General features: G+C 44.0%; 19 protein-coding genes. 14 read left to right on the top strand and 5 right to left on the bottom strand.

The features are described 5' to 3' along the window. Positions 1-104: 104 nt before the first annotated feature. Both I6E86_RS09320 and I6E86_RS09325 read right to left on the bottom strand, forming a co-directional pair. Positions 105-806 (bottom strand): HAD family hydrolase, encoded by a 702-nt coding sequence (locus I6E86_RS09320; RefSeq protein WP_197177231.1) that lies wholly within the window; start codon positions 804-806, stop codon positions 105-107. 159 nt (positions 807-965) lie between these two features. Continuing rightward, a complete protein-coding gene (locus I6E86_RS09325; RefSeq protein WP_194364038.1) occupies positions 966-1,502 on the bottom strand; it encodes a gamma carbonic anhydrase family protein in 537 nt (178 codons plus the stop codon). Positions 1,503-1,992: 490 nt separating this feature from the next. Between I6E86_RS09325 and carA the strand changes: the two genes are divergently transcribed. The 8 genes from carA (at position 1,993) to I6E86_RS09365 (ending at position 13,744) form a co-directional block, all read left to right on the top strand. Further along, positions 1,993-3,234, top strand: coding sequence for a glutamine-hydrolyzing carbamoyl-phosphate synthase small subunit (carA, locus tag I6E86_RS09330; protein ID WP_194364037.1), 1,242 nt, complete (start codon positions 1,993-1,995; stop codon positions 3,232-3,234). A gap of 153 nt (positions 3,235-3,387) precedes the next feature. Beyond that, complete coding sequence (gene carB / locus I6E86_RS09335; protein WP_194364036.1) at positions 3,388-6,657, top strand: carbamoyl-phosphate synthase large subunit; 3,270 nt, start codon at positions 3,388-3,390, stop codon at positions 6,655-6,657. Between the two features lie 376 nt (positions 6,658-7,033). Further along, complete coding sequence (gene greA / locus I6E86_RS09340) at positions 7,034-7,510, top strand: transcription elongation factor GreA (RefSeq protein WP_194364035.1); 477 nt, start codon at positions 7,034-7,036, stop codon at positions 7,508-7,510. 575 nt (positions 7,511-8,085) lie between these two features. Further along, positions 8,086-8,997, top strand: coding sequence for a hypothetical protein (locus I6E86_RS09345; protein ID WP_197177232.1), 912 nt, complete (start codon positions 8,086-8,088; stop codon positions 8,995-8,997). A gap of 212 nt (positions 8,998-9,209) precedes the next feature. Beyond that, positions 9,210-9,770: a hypothetical protein gene (locus I6E86_RS09350; protein WP_197177233.1), complete on the top strand. Its 561-nt coding sequence runs from the start codon at positions 9,210-9,212 to the stop codon at positions 9,768-9,770. A gap of 274 nt (positions 9,771-10,044) precedes the next feature. Then, entirely contained in the window at positions 10,045-11,313 is a 1,269-nt protein-coding gene (locus I6E86_RS09355; RefSeq protein ID WP_197177234.1) for a putative DNA modification/repair radical SAM protein, read from the top strand. 73 nt (positions 11,314-11,386) lie between these two features. Next, entirely contained in the window at positions 11,387-12,259 is an 873-nt protein-coding gene (locus I6E86_RS09360) for a TIGR03915 family putative DNA repair protein (RefSeq protein WP_197177235.1), read from the top strand. Between the two features lie 153 nt (positions 12,260-12,412). Continuing rightward, positions 12,413-13,744 (top strand): glycosyltransferase, encoded by a 1,332-nt coding sequence (locus tag I6E86_RS09365; RefSeq protein WP_197177236.1) that lies wholly within the window; start codon positions 12,413-12,415, stop codon positions 13,742-13,744. Positions 13,745-13,817: 73 nt separating this feature from the next. On the opposite strand, the gene I6E86_RS09370 is transcribed toward I6E86_RS09365, so the two are convergent. Then, positions 13,818-14,027 (bottom strand): cupin domain-containing protein, encoded by a 210-nt coding sequence (locus I6E86_RS09370; RefSeq protein WP_227680614.1) that lies wholly within the window; start codon positions 14,025-14,027, stop codon positions 13,818-13,820. Between the two features lie 205 nt (positions 14,028-14,232). Here I6E86_RS09370 and I6E86_RS13720 point away from each other — a divergent pair, with 205 nt between their 5' ends. Further along, positions 14,233-14,469: a hypothetical protein gene (locus I6E86_RS13720; protein WP_227680615.1), complete on the top strand. Its 237-nt coding sequence runs from the start codon at positions 14,233-14,235 to the stop codon at positions 14,467-14,469. Positions 14,470-14,539: 70 nt separating this feature from the next. Here I6E86_RS13720 and I6E86_RS09380 read toward each other — a convergent pair whose 3' ends face one another. Next, the gene (locus I6E86_RS09380) at positions 14,540-15,187 is read right to left on the bottom strand and encodes a cupin domain-containing protein (protein WP_227680616.1); all 648 of its coding nucleotides are present in this window, start codon (positions 15,185-15,187) and stop codon (positions 14,540-14,542) included. After that, positions 15,165-15,902 carry a gamma-glutamyl-gamma-aminobutyrate hydrolase family protein gene (locus tag I6E86_RS09385; protein ID WP_194197304.1) on the bottom strand — a complete coding sequence of 246 codons (738 nt, stop codon included), beginning with the start codon at positions 15,900-15,902 and terminating at the stop codon, positions 15,165-15,167. Before I6E86_RS09385 ends, I6E86_RS09380 begins: the two co-directional genes overlap by 23 nt. A gap of 358 nt (positions 15,903-16,260) precedes the next feature. Here I6E86_RS09385 and I6E86_RS09390 point away from each other — a divergent pair, with 358 nt between their 5' ends. The 5 genes from I6E86_RS09390 (at position 16,261) to aguA (ending at position 22,808) form a co-directional block, all read left to right on the top strand. Further along, positions 16,261-17,610: a glutamine synthetase family protein gene (locus tag I6E86_RS09390; protein ID WP_197177238.1), complete on the top strand. Its 1,350-nt coding sequence runs from the start codon at positions 16,261-16,263 to the stop codon at positions 17,608-17,610. A gap of 1 nt (position 17,611) precedes the next feature. Next, a complete protein-coding gene (locus I6E86_RS09395; RefSeq protein WP_227680617.1) occupies positions 17,612-18,943 on the top strand; it encodes an NAD(P)/FAD-dependent oxidoreductase in 1,332 nt (443 codons plus the stop codon). A gap of 173 nt (positions 18,944-19,116) precedes the next feature. Further along, entirely contained in the window at positions 19,117-20,610 is a 1,494-nt protein-coding gene (locus I6E86_RS09400) for a Na+/H+ antiporter NhaC family protein (protein ID WP_197177239.1), read from the top strand. 173 nt (positions 20,611-20,783) lie between these two features. After that, a complete protein-coding gene (gene aguB, locus I6E86_RS09405) occupies positions 20,784-21,653 on the top strand; it encodes an N-carbamoylputrescine amidase (protein ID WP_197177240.1) in 870 nt (289 codons plus the stop codon). Between the two features lie 48 nt (positions 21,654-21,701). Beyond that, positions 21,702-22,808, top strand: a complete 1,107-nt coding sequence (gene aguA / locus I6E86_RS09410) for an agmatine deiminase (protein ID WP_197177241.1) — start codon at positions 21,702-21,704, stop codon at positions 22,806-22,808. Positions 22,809-22,828 lie beyond the last annotated feature (20 nt).

The following is a 22,828-nucleotide window of genomic DNA, read 5'->3' on the forward strand; positions in this document are numbered from 1 at the left end:
TAAAAAAAATAACGAATGTGGCGCTATTTTAAATGAGATTGATACTAAATGGTTCGCTAATTATCACTATTGCTAATGTTATTACTATTACTAAATTGGACAGCCTATATTGACCAATCTTCTACTGCCCAGCGATGTGCCAAAGCATGCGCATGCAGCGCATCATCAGGTGACACGCAAACGGCCACATCTGCCCATTCGAGCAATGGGATGTCGTTTTTAGAATCTGAATACGCATACGTTTTTTCAAAGGTAACACCAGCTAACTGCTGCTTATTCACCCATTTGTCTAGATGATATATCTTACCTTCTTTAAAATTGGGCTTGTCCGCTAACTTACCTGTATAGCGATTGTCTTTTATCTCGAGCGGTGTTGATAACACATTGGCGGCTTCTATACCAAAACGTTTGGCAATGGCAGAGACCACAAAATCATTGGTCGCAGAAATAATCACGACTTCGTGTCCTTGCTCAATGTGCTGACACAATACTTCCATCGCTTTTGGGCGAATATGTGGCTCGATTTCGCTTTTAATATAGTCTTCTCTCAGCTCATCAAGTCTATCAAGCGGCAAACTGCTCAAAAACTGCGCAACAAACTCATTGTACTCTGTCGCGTCTAGCGTGCCTTCGATATAGTCGTTATAAAATTTCTGGTTGGCAGTGCGGTACTGCGCTTCATCGACCAGACCATTATTCACGATATATTCGCCCCAGAGATAATCACTATCGACATCAAGTAAGGTATGATCTAAATCAAATAATGCCAGTTGTTTTTGTTGGGTTTGTGCTTGATTTGCCTGCATGATGAGACCTTATCGTTAGTTGCAAAAAAATATGAATCGTTTAATAAAACTGGGTACAGTTGTGTATTAAGGATGAGTACATCATTTAAATAGCACATCAATTAAATACAGCGCGCACCCTATAGTCTATCTATTTAAAATTAGCTCGTGTACTTACCCTTAGTCAGGCATCGCTATTTCTGTTAAGCCTGTTTTGAATTTTTGGCAACGCTCAGCATAATGTAGCGCTGACATTTTTAGCATAGCGGCTTGCTCATCTGTTAGCGTCTTGACCACTTTTGCAGGCGCGCCCATCACCAGCGAGTTATCTGGGATAACCTGACCTTCAGTAATCAAGGCTTTCGCCCCTATCAGGCAATTTTTACCGATCTTGGCATTATTGAGTACTACAGCACCAATACCAATCAAACTATTATCACCAATCTCACAACCGTGTAGCATAGCCAGATGGCCGATAGTGACGTAATTACCAATGGTCACCTTGACACCTGCATCGGTATGAATCACGCTATTCTCTTGGACATTACTATAGTCACCGATATGAATACGATCATTGTCACCGCGTATCACCGCACCAAACCACACATTGGCTTGATGACCTAAATATACATCGCCCATCACTTGCGCTGAATCTGCCACCCAACCGTTGAATGGCACAGCAAACTCAGGGGTTTTGTCTAAATACTGATAAATCATAACGATTCCTTGTCATCTTCATTATAGTTATAAAAATTGGGTTTAGTGCTGCGCTGTCCATTGTGGCAAAGCCAACTGTGAAAATCCAGCGCTATTAATATACGCTCGATGTCGAATTTGATAAAAGAAAAGGTAGCTTATATCTGCTTAGGCTATTTTTATAACGTAAGTATCTTTATAAAGTCCTTGTTATTAGCCATGAAATGACTATTAATCCAGTAAATCGGCTAGCTATAACTGTCTATTTTGTATATAATACGCAAAATCTGTGCCTAAGCGAGCGGACATGATGCAAGTTACCTATTCACTATCTAGTGAGTTTTGTAGTTTTCATCAATAATGTCTTCTCGCTTTTTTGTGGAAAATTTTTGTGTATCGCCCTTTTACTACCTTTATATGACAACAGTCAAATGCCGTAAATAAAAGGATACGGAGCAATTTTAGACCAACAAAACATGATGGCACTCACCAATAACAGCGGAGGCAATCCTTGAATTCATCGGCAGAAATACAAGCAATTTTGGCACTAGCAGACGGTACAATCTTTCGCGGTGTCAGTATCGGCAGCCTAGGTCATCGTATTGGTGAAGTGGTATTTAACACAGCCATGACAGGGTATCAAGAAATCCTAACCGATCCAAGTTATGCCCGCCAGCTGGTGACTTTGACTTACCCTCATATCGGTAATACAGGCACCAATAGTGAGGACACCGAATCTGGCAACGGCCACAAAGTATGGGCAGACGGTCTTATTATCCGTGACGCCACCATGGCAACCTCTAACTTTCGTAACTCAGAGTCACTTAGCGACTATCTACAACGTAACGAGACAGTGGCCATCGCTGAAATTGATACGCGTCAGTTGACTCGCCTATTACGTGATAAAGGTGCACAGAACGGCTGTATCATGACCGCCTCAGATGGCGAGACAATCAGCGCTGCTGATGAGCAAAAAGCGATTGAGCTGGCACAAGGGTTTGCAGGCCTCAAGGGTATGGACTTGGCAAAAGAGTGCTGTACTAAAGAAAAATTCGAATGGACAGCGGGCACATGGGATTTGTCAGACACCCTACTCAACCGTGATATTCCTGGCAGTCATGATAGCGGTACTGGCGGCTTCTTTAAGCAACTCGGCACTCACATCGATTCTAAATACAACGTCGTCGCTTATGACTTCGGTAGCAAGACCAACATCTTACGCATGCTCGTCGACCGCGGTTGTCACGTAACTGTCGTGCCAGCACAGACCCCTATCGCGGATGTGCTAGCGTTAAACCCAGATGGCATCTTCTTATCAAACGGCCCTGGCGACCCTGCTGCCTGTGATTACGCTATCGATGCGGTACGTCACATCATTGAACAAACTGATGTGCCAACGTTTGGCATCTGCTTAGGCCATCAACTGATTGGTCTGGCTAGCGGTGCAGATACCATCAAAATGAAAACTGGCCATCATGGTGCCAACCATCCAGTACAAGATCTAGCGACCGGTACGGTGATGATCACCAGTCAAAACCATGGTTTCGCGGTTGATGAAGACACCCTACCTGACAACGTTAAATCTACTCACCGTTCATTATTTGATGGTACCAACCAAGGTATCGAGCTGACCAATAAGCCTGTATTTAGCTTCCAAGGTCACCCAGAAGCCAGCCCTGGCCCACATGACTGCGCGCCATTGTTTGATAAGTTTGCGGATATGATGGCACAGTCTAAAACTGCCCAAGCGTAAATGGTTGATCATAATTAAATAATAAGTAAACGCTTGAATTGCCCATAGCGGTTCAAGCGGCATTAAATAAAGCACGGTAAGCATAAAACGCCACGAGCGTTATCAAAAATAAAGATTACTCAAATTATCACCCAAACGAAGGTAGCTCTAATTATGCCAAAACGTACCGACATAAAAAGCATTCTTATCATTGGCGCAGGCCCTATCGTCATCGGCCAAGCGTGTGAGTTTGACTATTCAGGCGCACAGGCGTGTAAAGCACTAAAAGAAGAAGGCTACCGTGTCATCTTGGTCAACTCAAACCCTGCGACCATCATGACTGACCCTGTCATGGCTGACGCGACCTATATCGAGCCGATTACTTGGCAGACGGTTGAGCAAATCATTGCCAAAGAGCGTCCTGATGCTATCTTGCCAACGATGGGCGGACAGACCGCGCTAAACTGTGCATTAGATTTAGATAAGCATGGTGTATTGACCAAGTATAACTGCGAGTTGATTGGCGCGACCAAAGACTCAATCGAGATGGCAGAAGACCGCAACTTGTTTGATAAAGCCATGAAGCGTATCGGTCTTGAGTGCCCACGCGCTGAAACGGCTGAAACCATGGAAGAAGCGTTTGCGACTCAAGAAAAAATGGGCTATCCGTGTATCATTCGTCCTTCATTCACGATGGGTGGTTCAGGCGGCGGTATCGCCTATAACCGCGATGAGTTCATTGAAATCTGTGAGCGCGGTTTTGACTTGTCTCCTAACCATCAATTGCTTATTGATGAGTCATTAATCGGTTGGAAAGAGTATGAGATGGAAGTGGTTCGTGACAAAAACGACAACTGTATCATCATCTGTGCCATCGAAAACTTTGACCCAATGGGTGTGCATACAGGCGATTCAATCACCGTTGCGCCAGCACAAACCCTGACGGATAAAGAATATCAAATCATGCGTAATGCGTCATTAGCAGTCCTACGTGAGATTGGTGTAGAAACGGGTGGCTCAAACGTCCAGTTCGGCATCAACCCTGATACGGGCCGCATGGTCGTCATCGAGATGAACCCACGTGTATCACGCTCGTCTGCCCTAGCCTCAAAAGCCACTGGCTTCCCGATTGCCAAAATCGCGGCCAAACTAGCGATTGGTTATACCCTAGATGAGTTGCAAAACGATATCACTGGTGGCAAAACGCCAGCTAGCTTTGAGCCTGCGCTTGATTATGTTGTGACCAAGATTCCTCGCTTTAACTTTGAGAAATTCGCTCAAGCAGACAATGTGCTATCAACACAGATGAAGTCAGTTGGTGAAGTCATGGCGATTGGTCGTAACTTCCAAGAGTCGATGCAAAAAGCATTACGCGGTATGGAAACTGGCAATGATGGTTTTGATGAGCAAATTGACTTTGCCGCTATCAAAGACGGTAATCTTAGTACTGACAAAGCACGCAGCGAGATTGTTAATCGTTTAACCATTCCAACCCCTGAACGCATTTATTATATTGCAGATGCCTTCCGCATCGGTATGAGTGTCGATGAAGTGTTCAATTTCACCAAGATTGACCCGTGGTTCTTGGTACAAATCGAAGACATTGTTAAAACAGAAGCCACTGTGAAATCACTTGGTTTTGGTGGACTGAACGAGAAAAACTTACGTAGTTTTAAACGTAAAGGCTTGTCAGATTTGCGTTTGGCCAAATTGCTTGGTGTCTCTCAGAAACAGCTACGCAAAAAACGTTGGGATCTAAACGTTTATCCAGTCTATAAGCGTGTGGATACCTGTGCAGCAGAATTCGCCACCAGCACCGCTTATATGTACTCAACGTACGACAGCGAATGTGAAGCCAACCCAACCAATAACAAAAAGATCATGGTCATCGGTGGCGGTCCTAACCGTATCGGTCAAGGCATTGAGTTTGATTATTGCTGTGTACACGCTGCCCTTGCAATGCGTGAAGACGGCTACGAGACCATCATGGTTAACTGTAACCCTGAAACGGTTTCAACCGATTATGACACCTCTGACCGTCTCTACTTTGAGCCAATCACGCTAGAAGACGTACTAGAAATCGTCCGTATCGAAAACCCTGATGGTGTGATCGTACAGTTTGGTGGTCAAACCCCATTGAAACTGGCCCGAGCCCTCGAAGCTGCTGGTGTAAAAATCATTGGTACTAGCCCTGATGCGATTGACCGTGCTGAAGACCGTGAACGCTTCCAGCACATGATTCAGCAATTGAACTTGGTTCAACCAACCAATGCGCTAGCGACTAGCTTAGAAGATGGTTTGGTCAAAGCAAAAGACGTTGGTTATCCATTGGTCGTACGCCCATCGTATGTCTTAGGTGGCCGCGCGATGGAAATCGTCTATAACGAAGACGAGCTAAGACATTACCTACGTACTGCGGTACAAGCCTCTAACGAAGCACCTGTCCTACTAGATCGCTTCTTAGATGACGCTATCGAAGTCGATGTTGACTGCGTGAGTGATGGCACCGATGTGGTGATTGGCGGTATCATGCAGCATATCGAACAAGCTGGCGTTCACTCAGGTGACTCAGCCTGTTCATTGCCGCCTTACTCGTTATCTGATGAGCTTTGTGATGTCATGCGCGCCCAAACGGTTGCCATGGCAAAAGAGCTAGGCGTGATTGGCCTGATGAACGTACAGTTCGCTGTAAAAGGCGAAACCGTCTATATTCTTGAGGTCAACCCACGTGCCGCACGTACCGTGCCATTTGTCTCTAAATGTATTGGCACGTCATTGGCACAGATTGCTGCTCGCTGTATGGCTGGCACCTCGCTCAAAGACCAAGGCTTTACCACTGAGATCGTTCCTGCATTCTATGCGGTCAAAGAAGCGGTATTCCCATTTGCTAAGTTCCCTGGTGTTGACCCTATCTTGAGTCCTGAGATGAAGTCAACCGGCGAAGTCATGGGCGTGGGCAAAACCTTTGGTGAAGCATTCTACAAAGCCATTATCGGTAGTAACGAGCGCTTGCCAGGCTTACCAATTGAAGGTGAGATCAAAACGGTCTTTATCTCAGTTCGTGACAGTGACAAAGCGCAAATTGCCCCTATCGCTCGCCAGCTTGCTGACTTTGGTTTTAACATCGTCTCAACCACGGGTACGCAAAAAGTACTGAGCGACGCTGGTATTGAGTGCAAGCAAATCAACAAAGTAACCGAAGGTCGCCCGCATATCGTCGATGCTTTAAAGAACGGCAATATTGATTTGATTATCAATACGACAGAAGGCAAACAGGCTCAAGAGGATTCATTCTCTATCCGCCGTAGCGCGCTACAAGGCAAAGTTTTCTACGTCACCACTTTAGGTGCGGCTGATGCCATCTGTAAATCTTATGCGATTGAATTGCCATTTGAAGTCTATAAACTACAGGACTTACATGAACAAGCAAAGACTATTGCGTAGTTCTATTGACTTGATTGAATAATTTCAGTAGATTAGGCATAACCATTAGGCTTGCCTAAACGCCGATTCAAGCATTACTGTTTATTTGTGATTCAGTGATGCAAAATCTGCGACACCTTTACTGTAATAGACTCAAACCTGACAGACCCAAAAAGCATAGTGGCTAAACTGCGACTATGCTTTTTATTACGTAAGATTATATGCGTCTATTTTTGTATTAAGGTGAGGCCTGCTGATTCATGGCAACCCATTTGTTCATTTCGCCATCTTAATTATCATTCTTTTTATATTCATACCCATTGCAATAACACTGACACCATCTCACTATTCACTAAGAGTAGGAGGTGGTGTGGTGCTATTGGTTTAAGGAAAAAACATGCAACGTTACCCAATGACTCCGCAAGGACACGCGGCTTTAGAAGCCGAATTAAAACAGTTAAAAAGCATCGACCGTCCACGCATCACCGCATCGATTGCTGAAGCACGCGAACACGGCGATTTAAAAGAAAACGCTGAATACCATGCTGCCCGTGAGCAACAAGGGTTTTGCGAAGCACGTATCCGTGATATCGAAGCCAAGCTTGGTGGCGCACAGGTCATAGACCCTGCAACATTGACCAAAGAAGGCCGTATCGTGTTTGGCGTCAGTGTCGTGATCGAAAACATGGACACCGAAGAGGAAAAACAGTACAAAATCGTTGGCGATGATGAGGCTGACTTTAAAGCTGGCAAAATCTCAGTCAACTCACCGATCGCTCGTGGTCTGATTGGTAAGTTTGAAGGCGATGAAGTACGTATCGAAACACCAAAAGGGGTGGTCGAATACGAAGTCATGAAAGTGATCTACGATTAATAGAATGTGCTGTTTTTGATCTTTTATAGACTTGATGCTCTTAATAATAGACAGTTTGATGAGTGGCCTTTTACATCAAGCGTTCTAGATAACATACTCTCTAAATAGCGGCAACTTTGAACAATTGCTCCTCTAAATGACAGCTGTCTTAATCAGCTAATATTTTGAAAATGGCAATGATGTTAACAGTGGTAGATACAAATGATCGCCTAAGCCCTTAATCTGTTGGATAAAATCGGTATTACGTATTGGTAGCATTTATACCGTTCTGGTTACACAATGCTGCTTTTATACATGATTTGTTTTGGCGCATAATCGTCTTAGTTTTTAGTGCAACGGGGCTTTGGTAAGAAATAACTTGCTGCCAAAAATCTTTAAGATTAGGCGATTTGAGGTCAGTTAATTCTGTCGCACTTTTACTCAAAATAATGATTATCTGATCATAGACACTAGCTATTGTCAGTACTGATACCCTCGTTATGTGGCATGCTTTTTGGTGTCATCTAGCGGGGATTTTTTATATCTACCGTTGTATTTTTGTCGTTTCACTTACTGCTATTTTTGAGGAATATTTTATGGCCATGATGTTTTATAAACCAACAGCACTGCATACTACATTATCTGCGATATTAACGGGCATGATACTTGCTGCCTCTTCAGCTCACGCAGCGCCCGAGATTGCTATTAGCGCAGCGGCTGGTGGTAGCACCACTGTGGTCGAGCAATACTCTGATGGCAAAACAGCCACTATTACTGCGACGCCAAACGGTATCACGATGCAAGATGGCATGCCCTATGCGGTGACTCAAACGACCACTGTGCCAAGATATGTCGTTCGTCAAGGTGTCAGTAATGGTATAAACAATACTGTCGTCACTCAAGGTAGTACCACTGTCACTAGCGTGCCGGTGACCAATCGGGCGACCAACAGTGTCACCAAAGTAGACGTGATTACTACCCCTATCAGCACCGTGACGCAAGTACTGCCTGTTGCTACTGCGACTCAGTTACCTGTGATGAATGCACCAACGACTGTCATCACAAGCCAACCTGTAACCAACCAAATCACGACGACGACTTTAGATACCTTACAGTTGACCCCTACTTTTAGTACACCTGGTGTCGTCAATGCAAATACCAAGGTCATGAAAATTCTAAAAAATGCCGATGGACGTGAAGTGGCCGTACCTGCCAATCATATCGCCCCTGGTGACATCATTGAATATCACACCACCTATACCAACACCACAGCGCAACCTGTCAGCAGTGTAAATGCCATCGTATCACTACCAAGTGGTGTACAAATGGTGTCGTTAAACAGCTCATTACCGACGTTTGCGACCATGGGTGGCGACAACTATCAGACCATTGGGCAAGTTGGCAATACGGTGATGGTGCAAGAAAGCTACTCTGGACTCAAGTGGGACTTGGCAAATATCAATGCCAATAGTGCTCAAACGGTGGTCATACGCGCCAAAGTTCAGTAAGGATAAATAAGCATAAAGCTGATTTTTAAGCTCAAAATCCGTCAGATTTTATAAAAGGTCTTGTCCGCTGTTCTAATAGTTGGCAAGACCTTTTTCTGATCCACGCCTGCCCGCATTTTTTCCTCAAAAAACTCACTTTTTAGATAGTCATACTCTAGGCATCCTTTTTATTATAAAATTATCGCAAACTCAATATCTGCGTAAAACGAACCATGAGCATATTGTCTATTAGAGTACTGCTATTCTGCCTGATTCCGATAGGCTTATTTATCCTGTTTAGAGCGATTAAACTGTTGAGAAACACCTTCAATGGCGATGTATTATTAACGCTGCCGTATCAGGATAATATAGGGCGTTTTACGGTCTCAAAATCAGGGGTTTATGCCGTTTGGCACAAAGGCCCTCTGTTTAAAAGAACGCCACTTGCACAGTTTCGCCCTCACATTCTAAATACGTCTACCAATAAAGAAAGCAAACTTCACAGCTCACTCCTATCTCCGCGCTCAAATAATTTTGCTACTGGTAGAATGGAGCTATTTACCTTTAGAGCTGAAATGGGTAATTACGAATTGAGGCTAATATCGGGTTCGAGCACTTCTAGATTGCAAGCGATTATAGGAGGTGCCATACCTTTGGCAGATATCGATTTGAGCCATTACTCTATTGAAATTAGAGAAAGCCAATCACAGGTGCTAACGATACTATCTATTCCACTAATACTGCTTGGCGGTGCATTTATAATTGGCGGTTTAGTCATGGGATTATTAGCCTAGCAAATATTTATATCGTTATAGGTTTAGACAGTCATATATTAAACAGTGACTCGCTATCTAATACTGACAGCGTTGGCTTTTCTTAAAACACCCTATCTTCTTAATAGATTGTCCTAACTCACTTCTAAAAACCCTCATTACATCCATCCTAAAATCATATAGATCGGGCGACAACCGTTGTCGTTTATTATTTATATTTAATCAATAAATACAATAGCTTACTTTGTATTTTGATAAAATAACATCCTGTTCATTCATTGGTAATACGCGACTTATGGCAAACATCAATTATGAAAGATTACAGGGCAAACTCAATATCTTGGCCGATGCTGCCAAGTATGATGTCTCTTGCTCATCCTCCGCTGGTACTCGAAAAAACCAAGGCGGCGGTCTAGGCGATGCCTCAGCGACCGGTATATGTCACAGCTATACCGAAGATGGTCGCTGCGTCAGCTTGCTAAAAATTCTTTTGACCAATCATTGTATTTATGACTGCGCTTATTGCACCTCGCGCAAAAGCAATGACACCCCGCGAGCTGCATTTAGTGTCGAAGAAGTCGTGGATTTAACCATGCAGTTTTATCGCCGTAACTATATCGAAGGGCTATTTCTCAGCTCTGGTATTTTTAAAAGTGGCGACTATACGATGGAGCGACTGGTCGAGGTTGCTAAAATCTTGCGTACCCGCGAGCGATTCAATGGTTATATTCATCTGAAGACCATTCCTGGTGCTTCAAAAGAATTGTTATTAGAAGCAGGACTGTATGCAGATCGACTAAGCGTCAATATCGAAATTCCGACCAAATCAGGATTGGCTTTACTTGCACCAGAGAAGTCACATGAGCAACTAAAAGCGCCAATGGAAACGGTAAAAGAAGAAATCATCACCATCCGTGAGAGCCGTAAAACCCATAAAAAAGCGCCTAAATTTACGCCAGCAGGTCAGACCAGTCAAATGATCGTCGGTGCCAGTAATGAGACTGACTTGCAGGTTATCCAGCTATCGAGTCACTTTTATAAAACGTATGATCTAAAGCGTGTCTACTACTCAGGTTACGTACCCATGCTATCTGACAGTCGCTTGCCCGCAATTGGGACCCCTGTACCGATGGTGCGAGAGAATCGTCTATATCAAGCAGACTGGTTAATGCGTTTCTATGGTTTTGGCGCGCACGAAATTGTTGAGCCGGAGTCGCCTTTTTTGGACTTAGACTGTGACCCCAAATTGGCTTGGGCAATACGCCATCGCGAACATTTCCCAGTCAATATCCAAACAGCGACTTATGAGATGATTGTGCGCATCCCCGGTATCGGTACAAAGACTGCTAAAAAAATCGTCAAAGCGCGAAAATTTAACCAACTGACGCTATATCATCTAAAAAAGATGGGCGCGGCGGTCAACCGTGCCAAGTACTTTATCGCTACTACTGGCAAAAACGAACACCTTGCCCATTTGACTCGCGATAATTTTCGTCAATATGTACTGGCGCAAACGCAGACCAAGTTTAAAGATCAGCGTAGCGGCCAGCTGGCTTTGTTTTAAAATGACGCTTAAAAACATACTAAAAACTTTGCCACCTCACACCTGTGTCTAGTATAGAAATGTAGGATAAAACATGTCAGAACTTATCCGAAACAACGCTTACACTGTCGGTCAGTTAACGCCTAGTATCATCCTGTATGAGCCTAGCTTTGAGGGTTGGCTGAGTGCGGTATTTTATGTTTATGCCAATAAACTACAAAACGATATGGCGCTAAAGCTCACGGCGCAGGATTGTTATGTGCCCTCATTGATTGCCCAAGCAACTAACGTAGTCACTGATGCAGAACAAGCCGAGCGCGTCTTGGTAAAGCTAAATACGCTGCTAGGTCGTTCAGGTATGCGCAATATCTTGTGGGGATTTTTATCAGAGAAGGACGATATCGGCACGACATTGTTTCGTGTGGTCAAATACGCCATCGACTATCCCAATCGTCAAATCATGCAGGATTTGGGTAATTTAGACGTGCTTGAGCTGGTACAAACGGTCAAATCTGTCGGGCGTGAGAAGCACCGTATGGAAGCGTTTGTACGTTTTGAGCATACTACTGATGATATTTATTTTGCGCGCGTTGAGCCAGACTTTAATGTATTACCACTCATCGGGGAGCATTTTCGTCAGCGTTATCAAGACCAGCATTGGGCCATCTACGATCTGACCCGTGGTTACGGCATTTATTATGATAAGAGTACCAGCACACCTACGCGTCCTGCTGCGCTGCAAACCATCACTGATCTTGATGACGCGGTACTCCGTAATCCTGCCAGTATTCACAGTCCTGATGAGCAGCGTTATCAGAAGTTTTGGCAAGGGTATTTTACCAACGTCAATATCAAAGAGCGCAAAAACCCTAAGCTGCATAAACAGTACTTACCGCAGCGCTACTGGAAATACTTAAGTGAAAAACAAGTACTGCCCAATGCTGAACATCTACAAAAACGTCGCTAATATATTCTATCGATTTTGCCATTGAATGTGCTTATTGCTGTGTCTTCAAAAAACTCTAGCCCTTGTCTCCTCTTTTTATCTTGATGGTTGAGTTTTAATCGCTTTTCACTGACAATAGCAGCTTGATAATATTAACTGGTGACCCTCGCTATTATGAAAATTATGCGCCTACTGTCGTCTTTGAAGCATGATGAATCCGAGCGCGGCATTTTTCATCTTGGGCGCGCGTTGGTCAAAAACGGCCACACCTCCATTATTGTGTCTAGCGCCGATGAAAATAATGATTTGGTCAGACGCCTAAAACGTGACGGCAATCACTACCATCAGTTATACATGAACAAAAAATCTTGGCTGTCATTGCTACAAGTCTCATCACTACGGCATCTGATTGAAAAATATGAGCCTGATGTCATTCATGTACACTCGCGCACCCCTGCATGGATATTGCATTTGGCACTGCGCCGTGCCCGCGTCAAGCGTCTGCCAAAAATCGTCTCGACCATGTATGGTTTTTATCCCATTAATAAATACTCCCAAGCGCTACTCAATGTCGATACGATTATCACCGTGTCAGACAGCGTCACTCAATATCTAAAAAAAGGCCTACGCCTTGAAGATGCTGACCCCAAAGTCATTACGCGTATCTATCGCGGTATCGATACTCGGCGCTACCCGTATCGGCATAACCCCTCTGTCTATTGGCTCCGTCATACCTTTGCTGAATACCCTGAGCTTGAGCATAAAAAATGGCTGATATTCCCAACCGTCATTGGCAATGAGTATGGCCAAGAGTGGCTCATTGACATCTTAGGCAATCTGCAAGAACAGTTCCCAAATATTCATGTCATTATTATGGATGATGATTATAAAGATGGCGATGTCGCTCACGAAGACTTTCGTCAGCGTAGCAATAGTTTGGGACTCGCTGAGCGTATTACTTATGTGGGCAGCAAACGTAATGACATGCGTGAGTGGCTATCAGCGGCCAATATTGTGATGGCGCTCGCCAATGAACCTGAATCCATCGGTATTAATGCGCTGCAAGCCATCCATCTAGGTACGCCAGTGATTGGTTGGGATCAGGCAGCCTTTAGTGAAATTCTGCAACCACTCTATCCACAAGGACTGGTCAAAAAGCATAATGCCAGCTCGCTTTGTAAAGCGGTCAAAAACCAGCTAGAGAGTGTGACTCGACCTGAGATGACCAATAAATTCACGATGCGTGAAATGATTGACAAAACACTTGAGGTCTATCAAAACTTGCATGATATGGCATTGGCACAAGAGCAAGCACAGGCCGATGCATTGGCCGTGCGCAGAATCCAAAAAAGCCTCAAAAAAGCGGCGAAGCCTGCCCTAAACGTCGCTGTGAAAAATATCGAGCCTGTTGCTAAGAATCCAAAAATAAAGCTCACTAAAGAAAAAACTAAGACAGTGGATACAATAGATACGACTGAAAAAACTGAAAATAATCAACATTCATAAGCTAAGCATTTTATTCGATACATAACTTTATAATCAAAAAAAAGGCCACTTCTAATTGAAGTCGCCTTTCTTGTTAACGATTTAGAACTTTAATATACCCACACTCCAAAGCCAAGCTTAGGTTTAATAAGTCGTCGGTGTGTGCACTGACAATACGAGTGATACTATCGGTAAGATTGATAAAGGTATGCGGTTGAATGGTATCAATCACATAGCTATCACCTTGGTTGAGCAAATAGGTGCTATATTCAATACGGATAATAATCCTGCCCTCGATGACCATACCAATCTTTTCACCCTCATGAGCGATTCACTTAGGCACTCCCGTCATTGGCTGGGATCAAGCGGTTTTTAGCGAAATTCTACAACCGCTCTATCCGCAAGGTTTGGTCAAAAAATACAATGCGACGTCCCTCTGTAAAGCGGTTAGAAACCAGTTAGAAAGCGTGACTCGTCCTGAGATGACGAACAAATTCACGATGCGTGAGATGATTGAGAAAACCCTCAATGTCTATCAAAATCTAAGTGATATGGCGCTGGCAGAAGAGCAAGCGGAAGCGGTAAGAAGAATTAAAAAGTATTTGAAACCCACTGCCAATACGATAAATAATAAAGCCAAAATTTATGATGCTAGGGCAAAACAGAACGATTCGCTAGCAAACACAGAACCTGCTAAAAAAAGGCTTTCTGAAGCATCCAACCTCTCAAAAGAGACAGATACTTAGAAAGCCTATTATGAATATTCAGCTATCTACTGACTGTGCGCTTGTAGATAGTTCCGTGCCACCCTTTCAATTAATACGTCGCTGGGGTATGCGCACTGACAATGCGAGTGATGGCATTGCTTGGATTGATAAAAGTATGTGGATGGCAGGTTTTAATCACGTAGCTATCGCCTTCATTTAACAGGTAGGTAGTATCATCGATACGGATAATAATCTTGCCTTCGATGACCGTACCAATCTCCTCACCTTCATGAGAAATCCTATCTTCAGTCGAACTGTTCGGCTGATAAACTTCAATTAAAAACCCTAAATTCTTGATCGGACTACCATTGAATACTTGTTTGATTGAGACCCGACTGTTTGGCTCACTAATCTCTATGAGGTCTTTTGGCGTAACGACGACTCTGTCTTTACGCTCTTTCCACTCATCACTAAAAAAGGTATTGAGGTCAGAATCAAGCACCTGCAAGATCGCTTTTAGCGTGTTGACAGCAGGGCTAACCTTATTACGCTCGATAGCACTGATTGAGGTATTGGTCAGTCCTGCCAGTCTCGCCAGTTTACGCTGTGAGAACCCTTTGGTAAGGCGCAATTGATTGATTTTTTTACCGATATTCTCTTCTGGCTTTTCAACCGATTCAGACACCTCCTGTTCTTCAACAGAGGCTACCTCATCATTATCTGGGATATCATTATCAGGATTTTTTTTGACTGGCATAGTGAATAAATTCCGTAAATAAAAATTTGGAAAAACCATCTTGTGCATAATTCAGCTCAGGATGCCATTGTACACCAATCATAAACGGATGTTCTATTAAGCTAATCGCCTCTACCAATCCATCACGTGCCAGCGCTTCTACAAACAAACCCTCACCCACTTTATTAATGGCTTGCTTATGTAATGAGTTAACATGCCACTCGTCACCAAATGCTGCAAGCTTCCCTTCAGGCTGGATAATGACATCATGTACTGGCTGATATTGCACTTCGAGCGGCTGGGTATTGTCTTCTAAATGCTGCTCATAGAACCCTTCTACTTCACGCCAATCTGGGTGTAGCGTGCCATTGAAATGCACATTCATCTCTTGCAAACCTCGGCATACTGCTAGTAAAGGTGTGCCAGATTCCGCTGAATAAGCCAGTAGTTTAAAGCTCAGCTCATCACGATTTAAATCTTGTTTTTCTTCTACATGCGATGCGCCATAACGCATCGGCGCGACATTACTATAACTCCCTGTCAACACAATACCATCTGCCAGCGCGACCAATGCATCAAAATTCTCGCTGTCAGCAGCCGTATAGGGAAGCAGTATCGGATTGCCACCATAATGCTGGATAGCATCGATATATTTTTGATATACCGCTTGGGCTGGCTGGCCGTCCACCATTTTGTGACACGAGACGATAGCGATGATAGGTCTAGAGGTAGGCATGTGATTTTCCCTAAATGTGATATCTGTACCTAGATGTCCAGATACTGCGGTATTTAACTTAACTAAAATTTATCATAACTACCTAGCAAATGTAAACTATAAACTTCATTGTCTATTATATTGGTTTATATGAGTTATATAAATTACTTTTTAATAATTATAAATAAATATTGACAACTATAAACTTCATCCATATATTAAAAGGCATCTTCATGACAGAAGACAAATTTTATACATTGAGCAAGTTCATAGACAGCATTCTAAAATTCGCTAAGCACTTAATACTAAGTATCTAATATTGTTAGTTAAAGTTTAAAAAACCAACCAAATCGTTTAAAGACTGACAGGGATAGAAGAGATGACAACGACCAGTGACACTATAAGCGCGACGGCAACAAACAGTACCGAGTATGTCTATGTTGCAGCAGGTGATATAAACGGCTTGCTTCGCGGTAAACGTATCCCATTTAACCAAATGGAAAAAGCACAAGCGGGTGGCATCCGATTGCCTTTATCTATTTTGGGTGTCGATATTTGGGGGGCTGATGTCATCGAATCCTCTCAGTGTAATGGTGATATCGATGCCATTGCTCGCCCTACTGGTCGTGCCGCTTACCCTCTTCTGAACACCAGCGCACCTTCTTCGCTCTTACCTATCTGGCTCTATACCGAAGACAATGAGCCTTATTACGGTGATGCCAGACACGTTTTAGACTTTATCAGCAAAAAATTCAAAGCACTTGGCTTGACGCCAGTAATGGCCACGGAACTTGAGTTTTATTTGGTTGACTACACAGAAGGTGAAACGCCAAAACCGCCTATTCGTCCGAAAAGTGGTTTGAGATTAAATAAAACCTCTATTCTAAGTATCAATGATTTATTACAGTTTGATGAGTTTTTAGACGAAGTATATGAGCAGTGTGAGAAGCTCGATATTCCTGTTGATGCTGCATTGGCAGAGAATGGCTGTGGTCAGTTTGAGATTAACCTACTACATGTCGATGATCCGTTAAAAGCCGCTGATGATGCGATTTTATTCAAACAAGTTGTCAAAGCAGTCGCTGCTCGTCGTAAGCTCACTGCTACCTTTATGGCAAAACCATTTGGTCTACAGTCAGGTAATGGCTTTCATGTACATTGCAGCTTATTGGATAAAGATGGCAATAATGTCTTTGACGATGGCTCAGATGAAGGCTCGGATATGCTACGTCATGCCGTCGCTGGCCTATTGAAAACGATGTCAGATTGCACCTTATTATTTGCACCACATGTCAACTCTTATCGCCGCTTTGCACCAGGTACCTTGGCACCAAACAATGTGTCATGGGGTTATGAAAACCGTACAGCAGCGGTACGTATTCCAGGTGGCGATCCAAAAGCCCGCCGTATCGAGCACCGTGTTTCAGGCGCAGATGCCAACCCTTATCTCGTCTGTAGTGCGGTACTGGCAGGTATATTATATGGCATCGAAAACAAACTAGAAGCGCCAGATCCAATCAATAGCATTACTTATAATGAAGAAGATCTAAAAACTTTACCGTTAGATTGGCTCTCAGCCATCCGGAAGTTTGAAAGCAGCGACGTCATCGATGCCTTATTCCCAAGCGAAATGATTGAACTGCTGATTGCCGTCAAAAAGCAAGAAGCCAAGCGCTTTGCTCAGCAAGTCACTAACCTTGAATACCTTACTTATTTACAGGACGTTTAATATGTCAAATAGCAAACCGTCTAATAACACGCGCAATATCCCGCACTACTCAGACAATGGGCAGTATCCTGACAGTTATTATGCTGCTAGCCGTAACCCCAAACCTGATAGACCAAAATTAGAAAATGACATTCAGGTTGAGATTTGCGTGGTGGGTGGTGGCTATAGCGGTCTGTCTACAGCGCTGCATCTCATGGAGACAGATCATGAAGTGGTGGTACTTGAAGGCGCACAGATTGGCTGGGGTGCCTCAGGTCGCAATGGTGGTCAGATTGTCAATGGTCTGAATGCTAGCTTAGAAAAAATCAAAAGCTCTTATGGTCAACAAAACGCTGATTTTGTCGGTCAGCTAGTAACACGCGGTGGCAAAATCATTCGTCGACTAATCCAAGACTACGACATCAGCTGCGACCTCAAAGAAAAAAATATCTTTGCTGCCTTAAATAACGGGCAGTTAAGAGATCTACAAAAAACGCATGCACTGTGGGAAAGCCACGGCATGCACGATCGCGAAATGCTAGACAAATATGGCATGCAAGAGCATATCAAGTCAGAAGCATATGTAGGCGGGGTTATCGATCACTCAGGTGGACATTTCCATCCACTAAACCTTGCGCTTGGTGAAGCGGCGGCCATTGAATCACGTGGCGGCACTATTTACGAAAACACTTTGGTCGTTGATGTTGAATATGCTGACGACCATATCAAGGTCATCACTGAGTTTGGTACGGTCACTTGTAAACAAGCCGTTATGTGCGGTAATGCGTATTTAAACAAAGTCATTCCTAAGCTGACTGACCGAGTCATGCCCGTATCGACACAAATTATCGCCACCGAACCATTAGGTGACTTAGCAGATAAGCTGCTCCCAACTGACGTCTGTGTCGAAGATGTCCGCTATATCCTTGATTACTATCGTCTATCAGAAGATAAGCGTATGTTGTTTGGTGGTGGTACGGTCTATGGTGGTCAAGACCCCTCTGATATCACCGCCAAAATCAGACCCAACATGAATAAGATTTTTCCAGAACTGCGTGATGTAAAAATCGACTATGCATGGAGTGGTAATTTTGCCTTGTCTTTTTCACGCGTACCGCAGATGGGCAAGCTACATGATCGAGTGTATTTCGCCCATGGTTATAGTGGTCACGGCATAACTGGCTCGCATCTGTTTGGACAGATATTGGCCGATGCCATCAACGGCAACACCAAAGAGTTTGACACGTTTGCGAAAATTCCTTGGATTCCCTTCCCTGGTGGTCGTGCACTACGAGTACCTTACTCTATGATGGGATCATGGTGGTACGCGCTAAAAGACACGACTGGCTTATAAGTACTAATAATGGCTTCGACGCACTGCATGATGATGCAGTACAACGAAGCCATTAATGTAATGGATTGTTATTACCATCTCGATAGGAAGTCCACTCGCACTTCCTATCGATCATTACCCTAAAAACAGGATCTTCTCTATATAAGCCATAATGTTACACAAGGAACGTCACCATGAATATGAAACTCAAGGATGCTGTCGAAGGACAGTATCACAACAAGCGAGTTTTTCTCACTGTCGTAGTGGGAATAGCTATCTATCTTGCCTTTGTCTGGTTATCATCCAGCCGCGATGCATCAGAGTCTTGGGGGATCCTATCCCTACTACCGACCATGCTGGTACTCATCATTGCTATCGTCTCCAGACGCCCCTTTGAGTCAATGATTGCAGGCTGTGTTGCTGGTCTTGTGATGCTCAACCCATTCGATCTGGTCTCCCCTTTTGCAGATAATATCTCAGCCGTACTCGGTAACGAAACCATTATTTGGATCGTCCTTGTTTGTGGTCTCATGGGTGGTCTGATTCAGCTTCTCGAAGTGAGTGGTTGCTTAGATGGCTTTAGTGAATGGCTCAAAAGAATCATTAAATCACGTAGACAGTCGTTACTGGCGACTTTCGCATTGGGCGTTGTGGTCTTCATTGATGACTATCTAAACTGTTTGGCCGTTTCGACATCAGTGAAAAAACTGACGGATACTTATGGCGTATCACGTGAAAAGCTTGCTTATATTGTGGATTCTACCGCTGCACCTATGTGTGTGATCGTTCCTATCTCTACATGGGCAGTCTACTTTTCAGGCCTACTAGAAGAAAACGGCGTGGCAGCAGACGGCGCTGGTATGTCGCTTTATATCAGCTCTATACCTTTTATGGCTTATGCTTGGTTTGCGCTGCTTATCGTGTTTTTGGTGGCTTACGGTATCTTAGGCGACTGGGGTCCGATGAAACGTGCAGAGAAACGCGCGAAAGAAGGCAACCCTGTACCAGAAGACTTTGTCGATGAGCAGTTGGTTTCAAACGTTAAAGCCAAACGCACGTTATCGTTCAAAGCCAATATTTTTAACTTTGCATTCCCAATGATTTTGCTTATCGTCTCAACTATTTACTTTGAAGTGGATTTATTGAGAGGCGCATTGCTTACCTGTTTTGTGACCGTTATGGTCTATTGGGCACAGGGTCTTTTAAGCTTCGAGACCCAAGTAGAGTCCATTTTTACAGGCTTTAAAGTCATGTTATATCCATTATCGACCGTTATTGGTGGTTTCTTTTTGAAAGCCATTAACGACGAGCTTGGTATGACCATGTATGTCATTGACGCTATCTCACCGCACATGACGATTATTATCTTCCCTGCTGTTATTTTCGCTGTTATGGCCTTCTTAACCTTTGCCACTTCATCAAGCTGGGGTCTATATGTCCTTGCCATGCCGATTGTATTTCCAGTAGCTGCTGCGCTAGGTGTTAGTACGCCATTGGTCATCGGTGCTTTATTATCAGCGTCTTCATTTGGTAGTCATGCTTGTTTCTTCAGTGATTCATCATTACTAGCTGCACAAGGTGCTGGTTGCTCGCCCATGCAGCATGCCTTTACTCAGTTCCCTTATGCGATGCTTGGTGCTGTGCTGTCGGTTGCTACCTTCTTAGGATTAGGTTTTATGATGGCTTAACGCTAGATAGTGAGTAAAGAAGCTGCTACTGCTACTCTCACTGCTAAATAACTTCTTAACCATAATACGGCTTAAACATACCATTATTTAAGCCGTTACTACGACCAAACCTTACTTTTATTACGCTTTATTTTATTCATACAACAGACAAATTATAATCAAGGAGCTACACCATGCGATCCGTTACTGTTGCCAGCACTCAAATAGCCTGCACTTGGGACAAACAAGACAACATCGATAAAGCAACCGCATTGGTTACTGAAGCTGCGAAAGCTGGTGCCAATATCATCTTGCTACAAGAGTTATTCGAAACCCCTTATTTTTGCCAAGTACATGACTTTGAATACTTCAACTTGGCGACCGAAGTCGAGCACAATACAGCCATCAATCATTTCAAAGAACTGGCAAAGTCGCTTGAAGTGGTGCTGCCTATCAGCTTTTATGAAAAATCAGGCAATGCGATGTTTAATAGTGTGACCATCATCGATGCTGACGGCGAGATACTAGGCACTTACCGTAAAACACACATTCCAGATGGTATCCCTTACGCAGAGAAATTCTACTTTACACCTGGTGACACTGGCTTTAAAGTTTGGAGCACTAAGTACGGCAAAATCGGTGTGGGTATTTGCTGGGATCAGTGGTTCCCTGAATGCGCACGTAGCATGGCATTGATGGGTGCAGAGATACTGCTATATCCAACCGCCATTGGTGATGAGCCAACCCTAAATATCAACTCAACTGGCCACTGGCAGCGCTGTATGCAAGGACACTCTGCGGCTAACCTCATGCCGGTTATCGCCTCCAACCGTATTGGCGAAGAAACCATCAGCCAAAATGGAACTGACAGCACGATGCAGTTTTATGGTAGCTCGTTTATCACTGATGGGCGCGGCGAGATTATACAAGAAGCCTCAACCGATAAAAGCGAATTTATCATGGCCACGTTTGATCTGGATGCACTGGCAGAACAGCGTCGTCAATGGGGCGTGTTCCGTGACCGTCGTCCATCAATGTATGGCACATTGCTCACGCACGGCTAACCTACTTCCCCTATTTCTATAACCGCTTGAGTGCGATAAGGTGACTTTATGTCCAGATTACTGACAGGTTCGACCCCCAAACAAGATGGCTTTTATATGCCTGCAGAATTTGCACCGATGCAAAAAGTCTGGATGGTATGGCCGTATCGAGAAGACAATTGGCGACAGAAAGCCGTCCCCGCACAAGCTGCCTATGCAGACGTTGCTGCTGCCATCAGACAGTTCAGTGAGGTTGGCGTTTTGGTCAATGCTAATGATTTTGATAGTTGCCGTGCGCAACTGCCTGATGATATCGATGTGATATCGATGCCCAGTAATGATGCGTGGGCGCGTGATACCGTTCCCACATTCTTAATCAACGATGCTGGCGATATGCGCGCGTGCGATTGGACGTTTAATGCATGGGGTGGTGATTATGATGGCCTTTATACGCCTTGGGATGACGATGACAAGCTCGCTGAGAGACTGTGTGAACATTTGGATATTGAGCGCTATCGTACTGACGACTTTGTGCTAGAAGGCGGCGCGTTTCATGTCGATGGCGAAGGCACAGTTCTGACCACCCGTATGTGCTTGCTCAGTCCTGGGCGCAACCCTCACCTAAGTGAAGTACAAATCGAAGACATGCTGAAATCGCATCTAAATGTCGAAAAAGTGCTGTGGATTGATGACGGTATCGATCCCGATGAAACCACTGGGCACATTGATGACATCGCTTGTTTTGCGCGACCTGGCGAAGTGGTCTGTTTATTTACTGATGATACTGAGCATCCCTTCTATGAAGCCACTCAAAAGGCTTACCAGCAGTTTTCAGAGATGACTGATGCCAAAGGCCGGCAATTAAAAGTGCATAAGCTGTGCTGTACCAAGCATTCCGTGACCCTGCCTGACACTGTTGACATTACTCAGTCTGAAGATACTAAGTCTCGTAATAAGGACGATATTTGTATCGCCTCTTATGCTAACTTTCTCATTTGTAACGGCGGTGTCATCGTGCCTCAGTATGATGATATTAATGACAGTTTGGCGATTGAGCAGCTTGAAAAAATCTTCCCTCAGCATCAGGTAGTTGGAGTACGAACGAAAGAGATTGTGTTTGGCGGCGGCAATATCCACTGTATTACTCAGCAGCAGCCTATCGCCAACGCGCAATAACGAGATTTATGTAATTTATA

It is taken from the genome of Psychrobacter sp. SWN149 (assembly GCF_015864565.1).
Lineage (GTDB): Bacteria > Pseudomonadota > Gammaproteobacteria > Pseudomonadales > Moraxellaceae > Psychrobacter.